Raw genomic sequence first — 11,790 nt, forward strand, 5'->3', positions numbered from 1 at the left:
CTGGCCCGAATCTCCTGGGCTATGCTACACAAGCAGCAGGAATTTAAATTGAATTAAAACAGTATTTAAGTCTCATCCAGCAATGCGTAGTTGCATGGTGCAACAGGTAAAACCGACCCTTGAGATGCCGAGAGAACCTAGTGAGTTATAACTCAGAAGGGACGATATAGCGCCAAGGGTGCGGTTATCCATGAAGGCCAGAGCTCACTGAGGAATCACTTGCAGCTCAAAACAGGCCGTATATACGAGTGCAGTTTTATCCTGTCCACCTCACGCAAAGCTGGTTAGCAACAAGGTGAAATTATGTAACTAAACAACTTGCGTAATGTGAGGTGTCCATATATGGGTTTACGGCGTCCGGGCAGCTCCATAATATACATCCCAGCATTCATTATTTCCGCTTGCGTCAGCCGGGCAAAACGGGTAAAATCCACCCGCAACATGAATCCAGTCACGGAGTGTTGCACATGCTGCGAATTGCCCAAGAAGCCTTGACCTTTGACGACGTTCTGCTCGTTCCTGGTCATTCCGAAGTTCTCCCCCATACCGCTGATTTACGCACGCAATTAACGCGTGGAATTTCAATGAATATTCCGATGGTTTCGGCCGCCATGGATACGGTTACCGAATCAGCATTGGCAATTGCGCTGGCGCAAGAAGGTGGTATTGGTTTTGTCCACAAAAACATGACACCAGAGCAGCAGGCTGCACACGTCCGTAAAGTCAAAAAATACGAAAGTGGCATGGTTACAGACCCTGTTACTGTCCAACCGACAACAACCATTGGTGAAATTAAACAACTGACTGCCGAGCATGGCTTTCAGGGGTTTCCTGTGGTTGAGAAAAACGGTGATTTAGTCGGTATTGTGACTGGCCGTGATACCCGTTTTGAAGATGATGACGCGAAAGAGATTCGCCATGTCATGACGGGCAAAGATCGCTTGGTGAGTGTGCATGAAACGGCACAAAGCGATGAAATACTGCAGCTTATGCACAAGCATCGTATTGAAAAGATTTTAGTTGTGGATGACGCTTTCAAACTGAAGGGCATGATAACCCTGAAAGATTTTGAAAAAGCGGAAAACAAACCGAATGCCTGTAAAGATGAAAAAGGCTCTTTACGTGTTGGTGCTGCGGTTGGCGTTGGTGCTGGCACGGAAGAGCGCATCCAGCTTTTAGTTGAAGCGGGTGTTGATGTACTGCTTATTGATACTTCGCACGGTCATTCACAAGGTGTGTTAGACCGCGTTAAACAAGCGCGTAAAGACTACCCCGATTTACAAATTATTGCCGGCAACGTTGCGACCGCAGCGGGCGCTAAGGCGTTAGTTGAAGCCGGCGTCGATGCCGTGAAAGTTGGTATTGGTCCAGGCTCTATTTGTACAACGCGTATTGTTACCGGTTGTGGTGTGCCGCAAATCAGCGCCATTAGTGACGCGGTTGATGCATTAAAAGGCTCTGGCGTTCCTATTATTGCCGATGGCGGTATTCGCTTTTCAGGTGACATTGCTAAAGCTCTGGCGGCTGGCGCGCACTGCGTTATGGTTGGCAGCATGCTAGCCGGTACTGAAGAGTCACCGGGGGAAGTCGAGCTTTACCAGGGACGCTACTATAAATCGTACCGTGGTATGGGCAGCTTAGGCGCCATGAACCAAAGCAACGGCTCGTCTGACCGCTACTTCCAGAAAAGTAATGAAGCCGACAAGTTGGTACCGGAAGGTATTGAAGGACGCATCGCATACAAAGGCCCAATTTCTGCCATTATCCATCAGCAAATGGGCGGTCTGCGCTCGGCAATGGGTTTGACCGGTTGCCCGACTATTGAAGACATGCGCACCAAACCGCAGTTCGTAAAAGTGACGGCTGCCGGCATGGGCGAATCACACGTACACGATGTGCATATTACGAAAGAAGCACCGAACTACCGCAGCTCTTAACAGGATGACGAATGACTAGAGATATCCATGATCACCGAATATTGATTTTAGACTTTGGCTCGCAGTATACACAGCTGATAGCCCGCCGTATTCGTGAAATAGGTGTTTACTGTGAGCTTTGGGCGTGGGACGTTGACGAAGCCGATATTCGGGATTTTAATCCGAAGGGCATTATTCTTTCTGGTGGTCCGGAAAGCGTCGCTGAAGAAGGCTCGCCGCGTGCGCCAGACTATGTATTCGAAGCCGGCGTGCCTGTGTTTGGTATTTGCTACGGCATGCAAACGATGGCGCATCAATTAGGCGGCTCAGTGCAGTGCTCATTAGAGCGCGAGTTCGGTTACGCACAAATTGAACTGGTGGAAAAAAGCCCTCTGTTTGAAGCCATTGAAGATGCCGTCTCTGAGTCAGGTGCGCCTCTACTGGATGTTTGGATGAGTCACGGTGACAAGGTTGAAGCTATTCCTGAAGGCTTCCACACCGTCGCAAAAACGTCTTACTGCCCTTATGCAGCAATGGCGGACGAAGAGCGTCAATTTTATGGTGTTCAGTTTCACCCGGAAGTAACACATACCCGCCAGGGCGAGCGTATGTTGGAGCACTTTGTCAGCGGTATTTGCGGCTGTGAAAAGCAATGGACACCGGCGAAGATTATTGATGACGCGGTAGAGCGTATTCGCGAACAAGTCGGTACTGACAAAGTCATTCTGGGCTTGTCGGGCGGTGTTGATTCATCGGTTACGGCAATGCTGTTGCACCGTGCCATTGGCGACCAACTGACCTGTATTTTCGTAGATAACGGTTTGCTGCGCTTAAATGAAGCAGAGCAAGTGATGGAAATGTTCGGCGACCATTATGGCCTGAACATTCTGCCTATTGCCGCTGAAGATCGCTTCTTAGATGCGCTTAAAGGCGAAAATGACCCGGAGAAGAAGCGTAAAATTATCGGTAATACCTTCATTGAGATTTTTGATGAAGAAGCCGGTAAGCTGACCGAAGTGGATTGGTTAGCACAGGGAACTATTTACCCTGACGTGATTGAGTCGGCGGGCTCGAAAACGGGTAAGGCGCACGTCATTAAGTCACACCATAATGTGGGCGGCTTGCCTGAAGATATGCGTTTGAAGCTGGTTGAGCCATTGCGTGAATTGTTTAAAGACGAGGTGCGCAAAATAGGTCTGGAGCTTGGCTTGCCGTATAACATGCTGTATCGCCATCCGTTCCCTGGGCCAGGCTTAGGCGTTCGTGTATTGGGCGAAATTAAGAAAGAGTACTGTGACTTGCTGCGTCGTGCTGATGCTATCTTCATTGAAGAGCTGCACAATGCAGACTGGTATCACAAAGTCAGCCAGGCATTTGCGGTATTCCTGCCGGTGCGTTCTGTGGGCGTTATGGGTGACCAGCGTAAGTATGACTGGGTTATTGCGATTCGTGCCGTTGAGACCATCGACTTCATGACGGCACGTTGGGCACACCTGCCTTATGAACTGTTGGAGAAAGTCTCTAACCGCATTATTAATGAAGTTAACGGCATCTCCCGTGTGACTTACGACATCTCTGGTAAGCCTCCCGCAACGATAGAGTGGGAATAGCTATTGACTGGCTGTCGCAGGGAACCTTCCGAAAGACGCCCGCAAGTACATCCCTGTGGGGCTTGAGAGCGCCGTCCATGGCGCTGCACACTTTCTCCAGATTTTCCTGCGACAGCGTTACGTCAATAGCTGATACCTTCGACACTCTGGCATAACGTGCCTTAACACTCGTAACGCTTGCAAGTGCCTCAACTGCCTTTTGAGCTCTCCCCCGACAGTTCTTCATTACTAGCGAATAAGTTATTTTGACAGTTATTCTTGTCATTTCTGTGTTTTTTACTATTATGACAAATATATTTGTCAAAAAACTATTTGTTATGACTCCACGAAAAGAAATTGGTAAGCAGCTTCAGCAAGAGCGTAAGGCTCAAAAAATGTCACAAACGGAAGCTGCGGAGAAGATTAAAAGTAATCGTCAAACTATTTCAGCAATTGAGAGAGGTGTTTACCTGGGCTCGATTGCGACGTTTGAAAGGTACCTAATGCTCTTTGGCTATTCGCTGGCCATTACGAAAACAAAAATGCCGACGTTTGAAGAGCTTGATGACTTATTCCCGATGGAGGACTGAATAAAATGGCTGATGAATTAGCTCAGTATCCATCGCGTATAAGAGAACTCGAGATATACCTGAACGACCAACTGGCGGGGCGGCTGGTTCATGGTGCTCAGTATAGCTTTAGCTACGAAAAAAACGCCTGTCCGGTGTCTCTTTCTATGCCCAACCGGCTGGATCCGTATTCGTCAGGAAAGTTACCACCAATTTTTACGATGAACTTGCCGGAAGGTTTTGTGCGTCGATATATTGAGGAGCGATTAAGGCGCTATGCGATTGTAAACGACATGTATCTGTTAGCGCTGCAGGGGGATAACGGAATTGGCGCTATTAATTATCGGAATAATGAGTTGCCGCAAAGACCTCTGGAGAAAACGTCTCTGCAAGATATTTTGTCTTGGGATAATTCAAAAGAGTTGTTATTTCCGCAGCTTCTTGAGCGTTACTATTTGCAAACAGCGATATCTGGAGTTCAACCAAAAGTTGTTGTTCCCTCAGAAAAAGCGACGTTAGTTTATCCGGATTTGATCATTAAAACCTCCGATGAAGAATTTCCTAAACTCACCGCCAATGAGTTTATCTGTATGTCTGCGGCTAAGTTTTGTGACTTAGAGACACCTGACTTTTGGTTGTCTGATGATAGGCAGAACTTTGTCATGAGACGCTTCGATATTAATGGTGATAAAAAATACGCAGTTGAGGATTTTTGTGTACTCACCAAAAGAGACTCGACTGACAAATATCGCTCAAGTTATGAGCAAGTTATGAAAGTGGTTAAATTATTTACGCAGAGCACAAAGCAGCTTAATAAGTTGTATCAGTACATTGTTTTTAATGTTCTGATTGGTAATGGGGATGCTCACCTTAAAAACTTTTCCATTTTTTACGATGTTGCGAATAACAACGATATTCGACTGACGCCTATTTACGATGTGACGCATACAATTATTTATCCGACCATAGATAACGATATGGCGCTTAAGTTGTATGGAAGCAAAGCCTTTCCATCGGCTTATTATTTAAGAAAGTTGGGTGAGGATTTTGGTATAGCGAAACCCCTTGAGCAAATAGAAGTGATGGCGGATAAGTTATCTGACTTTATTAATGATTTTTCGGACTGGGCTATTTTCCCTGAGCTAAAAGAGTCACTGGAGCAACATCTATCTCGTGTAATGGTATCCCAGCCAACCATTAAAGGCTTCCGGCATCATAAAAGACGAAAATATACCTAACTTAGTTTTACCGAACTTTTACAGTGAGAAGCCTGTTGAAAAGCCTTTTAGGTGCGATAATAGAATTATTGTAACCAAGGAGGTAAGTCATGAAAAAGTTCGTATTATCAACAGCGCTAATTGCAAGTGGTTCGCTTTTCTTCTCAGCAGCGAGCAATGCTGACAGTGTTAATTATATTAGCGGTGGTTTTAACGACTTTTACAACTCAGACTTTTATGTAGAAGGCTCAACGAGTATTGCCGACAACTGGGTTGGCGAAGTGCAATTTACCGACATGGGTGATTACTCACTTCGCGCTGGCGCTAAGTATTTTCTGGATATGGGTGCAGACCGCCAGTTCAACACTTTCTTGAAAGGTGGTGTTAGTCATTATGACTTTGGTAACAGCGATGACACTAGCGCTTATGCTGGTATCGGCGCTATGACCAAGTTAAGTCAGCAGACTACCGCAATTGTTGATGCGGGTTACGACTGGGGTTTAGACGGCTTTGCATCGGTTAGCGCACGTTTACGTTATGCGTTTACTGACCGCTTCTCAGCTGACGCGGGTTTCCGCGGTAACTTCAACAGCATCGACAACGAAGTTCACTTAGGTGTTACTTACAGCTTCTAAGCGTTGATACAAGCATTGAAAGGTAGGGAGAGTCGCTTGTGAGCGCAAAGAGTATGAAGCCCCTAATGACGGAGTGTCGAAGGCCACGGAAGGCCTTCGTCAAGCCCTCATGGATGAGCTTGTAGCGTCTCCGACATAAGGGGCTTTATGCTCAAGCGAAACAAGTGATTCCCCTACCTTGAATTAAAGCACCACCGTATTTTTATGCGGTGGTGTTTTTGTGAGTAGCTCTCGTAGCTGTGCTTCGTAACTGGGTTTTAGATGAGTCACCCAAAGCTCTTTGGGCTGTAGCTTTAAACTGGCTAAAGCTTCCCGGAGCAAGCTTGGTGTCATGTGTTTGGTTTTCTGTGCGACGTCCATGAGCTCATCGGGAAAAGCGCATTCCAGCATTAATGTATCAATGTCACCGAGTGCGTTGAGTTGCTGGGTTAAAACGCTGCCGGCAATGGTATCCGCACAAAAGACAAAGTGTTGGCCGTTGTTCTTCACGCTGTAACCGACGGTTGGCACGCTATGCTCCACTTCAAAAGCTTTAATGCTCATGTCATCAATATCCACGCAATGGCCGGGCTGAATTTCTTCAAATTTTAAAATGGCTCCGGCACCTTCGGTCATGCTGCTGAACTCTGGCCATATGTCACCATTAAAAATATTGTCACGCAGTTTTGCCAGGGTATGCGGCAAAGCGTAAACCGTAACGGGTAAGTGCTCACTGTCGTATTGATTGCTTAAAAACGTGGGGAGTGCGGCAATGTGGTCCATATGGGAATGGGTCAAAAAGACATGACGCACTTGCCGCATTTGCGCCAGGCTTAAACGGTTTAAGCCGGTGCCGGCGTCAATAATGATGTTGGAGCGCAGCTGAATGCAGGTGGAACCATTTTTATTGTCGCCGCTCAAACCACCACTGCAACCTAACACTTGAATATTCACAAATGACACCCATCTTGGATTACACTGGGATGAAAGAGTATCATACTTAAAAACAGCCGAGGAGGCGTCATGCCCGAAGCCGACAATACACCTGCACAGCACAGCTCACCCATATTACCGCAACTCATTATTCTGACCGTCTTTTGGATTGGTTTACAGCTGGTTGCCAGTTGGGTTAAGCCGGGTTTTTCGCATATGAGTCAGTATATTAGCGAAATTAATGCCACCGGCACTCAGGCGGCAGGTGTTTTGGGTTGGGTCGGCTTTATTCCGCTGGGCATGATTGCGGCGGGTTTGCTGCTCACTGTACGCCCACACATACGAGTAAAAGGCGTTAGTCAGTTTGGTTGGTCATTATTGTTTTTCTATCCGCTGGCTTATATTGGCAGTGCGCTGGCGCCTTGCGACACCGGCTGTCCGGTAGACGGCTCAAGTTCGCAGGCGATACATAACGGTATTGCCGTTATCAGTTACTTTGGTTTTGCGTTGGGGGCATTGTTATTGGCGCTGACGCCGAAAACCACCTGGCCGGTTCGCGCGGCTTTTGTATTATTAGCGTTTATTGTTGCCTTAGGCTTCCTGTTGATGACTTCGCCGGAGCTGGCTGAGATTCGGGGCGCAGTACAACGTTATGTTGAAGTGGCGCAATTAATTGTCTTCTGGCTGCTACTGTGGCTGAAAGATTCGCAGGCCAATGGCGGTCAAACAACGGGAGCGCAGCATGAGTAAATCTGTTCGTTTAGGCATTCAGGGAATGAGTTGTGGGTCGTGCGCCGGTCGTGTGGACAAAGCGCTGAACGGATTAGAGGGTGTGGAAGCGTCGGTGAACCTGGCGTCGGACAGCGCCGAAGTGACCTATGCTGACAAGCTATCCGTGGATGACTTGATTAAAGCGGTGCAGGACGCAGGCTACGATGCCCACGAAGTGGTTGATCGCGACAAACAAATGCGCGAACAGCGTGAGCAACAGGCAAAAGAAATGCGCACGTTAAAAGGCCAGTTATGGCTTTCTGCATTGCTGACGCTGCCGGTGTTTATACTGGCCATGGGCAACCATATGGTGCCGGTATTTTCCGAGTGGGTGCATAACTCACTGGGCTTACAGACCAGCTGGTGGATACAGTTAGTGCTTACTACGGTGGTATTAGCGGTTCCTGGCGCGCGTTTTTATAAGTTGGGTATGCCTGCTTTATTCCGTGGGGCGCCGGACATGAACTCCCTGGTGGCTTTGGGCGCTACCGCCGCCTGGGGTTACTCGGTCGTGGCAACAATAGTTCCCTCCTGGCTGCCCAGCGAGTCAGTGAACGTTTACTTCGAAGCTTCTGCGGTTATTGTCACGCTGATATTGGCGGGGCGCTTTATGGAAGCGCGTGCCAAAAGCCATACGTCCGATGCTATTCAGCGACTGATGAGTCTGCAAAGTAAAACCGCACGAGTCGTGCGGGACGGTGAGGTGACCGAAGTCGATATTGCTGAACTGGGTAAAGGTGATGAAATTGAAGTGCGTCCGGGCGAGCGTATTGCACTGGATGGCGAAGTGTCTTCCGGTGACAGTTATGTGAACGAAGCCATGATTACCGGCGAACCCGAGCCGGTACATAAAGAAAAAGGCGACAAAGTGGTCGGCGGTACGCTTAATGAAAAAGGCACGCTGCGGTTTAAGGTCACAGCGACCGGCGAAGGCACCGTGCTGGCGCAGATTATCCGTATGGTTGAGCAGGCTCAGGGCAGTAAATTGCCGATTCAGGATACTGTGAACCGTATTACATTATGGTTTGTACCGGCGGTCATGCTGGTGGCGTTGCTAACCTTTGTGGTGTGGTACTTTGTGGCCAGTGAGTCAGCACTGACCTTTGCGCTGGTTAACGCGGTGGCGGTGCTAATTATTGCCTGCCCCTGCGCAATGGGGCTGGCAACGCCTACGTCTATTATGGTGGGTACAGGTCGCGGTGCTGAAATGGGCGTACTGTTCCGTCAGGGCAGTGCTCTGCAGGCGTTGCAGCAGTCGAAAGGCGTTATTTTTGATAAAACCGGCACGCTGACAGAAGGCAAACCGACCATTACCGACTGGCTTACCCTGAGTGACTTTGAGGAAAAAGAGGTACTGACATTAGCAGCCTCGGTTGAAGCTAAGTCAGAGCACCCCACCGCAGAAGCTCTGGTCAACTACGCCAAAGAGCAGGACATTAAAGTGAGCGAACCCGACAGCTTTGAAGCCATTTCCGGCTTGGGTGCTACGGGTAAAGTCGATGGTAAAACGCTTTATATTGGTACCAGCGAGCTGATGCAGGACAACGGTATTGCGCTTGATAACGAACCTGATGACGCGAAAAGCTGGTCTGAAAGCGGCCGCACACCCATTTATGTGGCGGTCGATGGAAAGCTGGCTGCGGTATTTACTCAGGATGATCCTATTAAGTCCAGCGCCAAAGAATTGATTAAACGCTTGCATGACGACGGCCTGAAAACGGCAATGGTCACAGGAGATGCCGAGTCCACTGCAAAACGCATTGCGAAAGAACTGGGCATTGACGAGGTGGTGGCTAACGTTAAACCCGATGGCAAAGTGGATGCCGTAAAGCGCCTTAAGAAGGAGTGGGGTCAAGTCATATTTGTAGGGGACGGTATTAATGATGCGCCGGCATTGGCCTCTGCTGACGTGGGCTTTGCTATAGGCACGGGCACCGACGTGGCGATTGAATCCGCCGATGTGGTGCTGATGTCAGATAATCTGACCGTGGTGCAACAATCATTTGCGCTGTCGGAAGCGACTATGCGCAACATTCGTCAGAATTTATTCTGGGCGTTTGCTTATAATACTGCGCTGATTCCTGTCGCGGCGGGTGTACTGTATCCGTTTTTCGGGATTTTGCTGTCGCCGATGCTGGCGGCAGGTGCGATGGCGCTGTCCAGCGTCTTTGTCATAACTAACGCGCTGCGTCTTAAAACGGTAAGCCTGGGCGCACAGGCGGAAAAGGAATAAACAGACATGAAAGTCGGAGTTTTTGACAGCGGTGTGGGTGGTTTAACGGTAGCTCGATCGTTGCAGCAAAGCGGTTGTTTCAGCGAGCTGCTGTATTACGGAGACACCGCCCGAGTGCCTTACGGTAGCAAAGACAGCAATACGGTAACGCGCTACGCGCTGGAAGCTGTGGAGTTTTTTAACGGCGCCGATGTAGATTGCCTGGTAGTGGCCTGTAACACCGTGAGTGTGACCGCATTAGAGCAAATGCAAAAGTTCTCTAACAAGCCAGTTTACGGGGTGCTGGAGCCAGGTGTTATGGCATTGCAGCAACTGCAGGGTATTGATACCAGCGCCCGGGTACTGGTTATTGCTACGCGTTCAACCATAAATTCCGGTGCCTATCAGCAGCAGATACAAGCGTTGGGCTATAGTCAGGTAGACGCCATGCCTACGCCGCTGTTTGTGCCTATTGTCGAAGAAGAGCTTTACGACGGGCCGATACTGCAGGAAACCTTTAAGCATTATTTCAGCAAGCTTGAAAAGCCTGATGTGGTGCTTCTGGGCTGTACGCACTTTCCGCTGATAGCCGAGAGCATTTCCGACTACTTCAACGGCGCCAAAACCATCCATTCCGGCGAGGCCATGCTGGCCTGGCTAAAGCAACACCTGGACTTAAGCGCCCAGTTTGAAAGCACACCGCTGCACATCATCGCCACCGAAAACGTCGACGCCGTCAAACGCACCGCCACCCGCTGGGGCCTAAAACTTTAGCCTGGACCCACGTAGCCTGACATTTATGTCAGGTGAGATATGGAGGACAACGCGAGTGCTGCGGTTATCAGTGGGGCTTTGGAGGACGCCCGCGAGTACGTCCCTGTAGGGCTTGAGCAGCGCCATCCATGGCGCTGCACACCTCCAAAGCCCCACTGGTAACCCTTGAAGCACTCGCTATTCCGCGTTTATAACCGATACGTAGCCTCTGATGTACTAAGTCAAAGGCTCTCTTTGCAACGCACGCGGTATCCCACCTGACATAAATATCATGCTACGCCTCTAGCATATTAATTCTTATGCCTCTTTAATCCTTCTCTTATTTTCTTCTTGTGAAATGTAGCTACTCTCAATAGATAAAAAGGTTTATTTCCCGTATTGGGAATTTTATTGACAAAACTTCTTTTTTTCCCATAATGGGAAATTAGGTTAGGGATAACTACGTTCATGAGAATTATATCAAGGGCAACTCTTCGCGAGTTTTGGGAAAAGCCTAGCTACAGGGATGCAGAGCAACCTTTAAAAGCGTGGTTCGATGAAGCTCGATATGCGTCATGGGAAAAGCCCCAGGATATAAAAGAGCAATACCGGCATGCGAGTTTTATAGCTAATAATCGGGTTGTGTTTAATATCCACGGTAACAAGTACCGGCTTGTTGTCGCGATGAAGTATGAGTTCTCGATGATTTACATTCGTTTCGTTGGTACGCATAAGCAATACGACGCAATTGATGCAGAAACAATTTAGAGGTGAGGGTATGACTATAAAGCCCATAAAAACAGCTGAGGATCATCAGCGTGCACTGGCTCGTATTGATGAGCTTTGGGATGCTGAACCCAACACAGAAGCGGCTGATGAACTTGATATTCTGGTGACTTTGATCGAAGCGTATGAAGAAGCGAAGTATAAAATCGATGCGCCCGATCCTGTGGAAGCGATTAAATTCAGAATGGATCAGGAGGGCCTGAGAGATTCTGACTTGGTGCCATTTTTAGGTCAGAGGAGTCGGGTTAGTGAGGTTTTAAATCGGAAACGGCGTTTAACGCTGCCTATGATTCGACGCCTTCATAGCGGCTTACATATACCTCTGGAATGCCTGGTTATGGATTACGAACTAGATCGAACTGAAGCTTGATGAGCGGTTGTTAAGGCGCATGTAAGCGTTACGAGTGTTGAAGGGCTTTATGTCAGAGTG

11 protein-coding genes are annotated in these 11,790 nt (G+C 48.5%); 10 read left to right on the plus strand and 1 reads right to left on the minus strand.

What is annotated here, in order from left to right; genetic code table 11:
• Positions 1-467 precede the first annotated feature (467 nt).
• The 5 genes from guaB (at position 468) to BLT32_RS11505 (ending at position 5,926) form a co-directional block, all read left to right on the plus strand.
• Positions 468-1,937: an IMP dehydrogenase gene (guaB, locus tag BLT32_RS11485; RefSeq protein WP_053954408.1), complete on the plus strand. Its 1,470-nt coding sequence runs from the start codon at positions 468-470 to the stop codon at positions 1,935-1,937.
• Positions 1,938-1,948: 11 nt separating this feature from the next.
• Complete coding sequence (gene guaA / locus BLT32_RS11490) at positions 1,949-3,526, plus strand: glutamine-hydrolyzing GMP synthase (RefSeq protein ID WP_053954409.1); 1,578 nt, start codon at positions 1,949-1,951, stop codon at positions 3,524-3,526.
• A gap of 317 nt (positions 3,527-3,843) precedes the next feature.
• Complete coding sequence (locus BLT32_RS11495; protein WP_058576717.1) at positions 3,844-4,095, plus strand: helix-turn-helix transcriptional regulator; 252 nt, start codon at positions 3,844-3,846, stop codon at positions 4,093-4,095.
• Positions 4,096-4,100: 5 nt separating this feature from the next.
• On the plus strand, positions 4,101-5,312 hold the full coding sequence (locus BLT32_RS11500) for a type II toxin-antitoxin system HipA family toxin (RefSeq protein ID WP_053954411.1): 1,212 nt from the start codon (positions 4,101-4,103) through the stop codon (positions 5,310-5,312).
• Between the two features lie 89 nt (positions 5,313-5,401).
• Positions 5,402-5,926 (plus strand): hypothetical protein, encoded by a 525-nt coding sequence (locus BLT32_RS11505; RefSeq protein ID WP_053954412.1) that lies wholly within the window; start codon positions 5,402-5,404, stop codon positions 5,924-5,926.
• 183 nt (positions 5,927-6,109) lie between these two features.
• On the opposite strand, the gene BLT32_RS11510 is transcribed toward BLT32_RS11505, so the two are convergent.
• A complete protein-coding gene (locus BLT32_RS11510) occupies positions 6,110-6,859 on the minus strand; it encodes a 3',5'-cyclic-nucleotide phosphodiesterase (protein WP_053954413.1) in 750 nt (249 codons plus the stop codon).
• A 69-nt stretch (positions 6,860-6,928) separates the two neighbouring features.
• Between BLT32_RS11510 and BLT32_RS11515 the strand changes: the two genes are divergently transcribed.
• From BLT32_RS11515 to BLT32_RS11535, 5 genes are all read left to right on the plus strand, one after another.
• Positions 6,929-7,588: a DUF998 domain-containing protein gene (locus BLT32_RS11515; RefSeq protein WP_053954414.1), complete on the plus strand. Its 660-nt coding sequence runs from the start codon at positions 6,929-6,931 to the stop codon at positions 7,586-7,588.
• Positions 7,581-9,842 carry a heavy metal translocating P-type ATPase gene (locus BLT32_RS11520; RefSeq protein WP_053954415.1) on the plus strand — a complete coding sequence of 754 codons (2,262 nt, stop codon included), beginning with the start codon at positions 7,581-7,583 and terminating at the stop codon, positions 9,840-9,842. Before BLT32_RS11515 ends, BLT32_RS11520 begins: the two co-directional genes overlap by 8 nt.
• A gap of 6 nt (positions 9,843-9,848) precedes the next feature.
• Positions 9,849-10,595 carry a glutamate racemase gene (murI, locus tag BLT32_RS11525; protein ID WP_053954416.1) on the plus strand — a complete coding sequence of 249 codons (747 nt, stop codon included), beginning with the start codon at positions 9,849-9,851 and terminating at the stop codon, positions 10,593-10,595.
• Between the two features lie 447 nt (positions 10,596-11,042).
• Positions 11,043-11,342 (plus strand): type II toxin-antitoxin system HigB family toxin, encoded by a 300-nt coding sequence (locus BLT32_RS11530; RefSeq protein WP_053954417.1) that lies wholly within the window; start codon positions 11,043-11,045, stop codon positions 11,340-11,342.
• Positions 11,343-11,352: 10 nt separating this feature from the next.
• Positions 11,353-11,730, plus strand: a complete 378-nt coding sequence (locus BLT32_RS11535) for a helix-turn-helix domain-containing protein (RefSeq protein ID WP_053954448.1) — start codon at positions 11,353-11,355, stop codon at positions 11,728-11,730.
• Positions 11,731-11,790 lie beyond the last annotated feature (60 nt).

It is taken from the genome of Idiomarina zobellii, assembly GCF_900100855.1.
GTDB classification, from domain to species: domain Bacteria; phylum Pseudomonadota; class Gammaproteobacteria; order Enterobacterales; family Alteromonadaceae; genus Idiomarina; species Idiomarina zobellii.

Bases quoted from the DNA above. Each gene is read 5' to 3' on its own strand.
- BLT32_RS11515 (WP_053954414.1), top strand. From the start codon at position 6,929: ATGCCCGAAGCCGACAATACACCTGCACAGCACAGCTCACCCATATTA.
- BLT32_RS11530 (WP_053954417.1), top strand. From the start codon at position 11,043: ATGAGAATTATATCAAGGGCAACTCTTCGCGAGTTTTGGGAAAAGCCT.
- BLT32_RS11495 (WP_058576717.1), top strand. From the start codon at position 3,844: ATGACTCCACGAAAAGAAATTGGTAAGCAGCTTCAGCAAGAGCGTAAG.
- BLT32_RS11520 (WP_053954415.1), top strand. From the start codon at position 7,581: ATGAGTAAATCTGTTCGTTTAGGCATTCAGGGAATGAGTTGTGGGTCG.
- guaA (WP_053954409.1), top strand. From the start codon at position 1,949: ATGACTAGAGATATCCATGATCACCGAATATTGATTTTAGACTTTGGC.
- BLT32_RS11505 (WP_053954412.1), top strand. From the start codon at position 5,402: ATGAAAAAGTTCGTATTATCAACAGCGCTAATTGCAAGTGGTTCGCTT.
- BLT32_RS11500 (WP_053954411.1), top strand. From the start codon at position 4,101: ATGGCTGATGAATTAGCTCAGTATCCATCGCGTATAAGAGAACTCGAG.
- murI (WP_053954416.1), top strand. From the start codon at position 9,849: ATGAAAGTCGGAGTTTTTGACAGCGGTGTGGGTGGTTTAACGGTAGCT.
- guaB (WP_053954408.1), top strand. From the start codon at position 468: ATGCTGCGAATTGCCCAAGAAGCCTTGACCTTTGACGACGTTCTGCTC.
- BLT32_RS11535 (WP_053954448.1), top strand. From the start codon at position 11,353: ATGACTATAAAGCCCATAAAAACAGCTGAGGATCATCAGCGTGCACTG.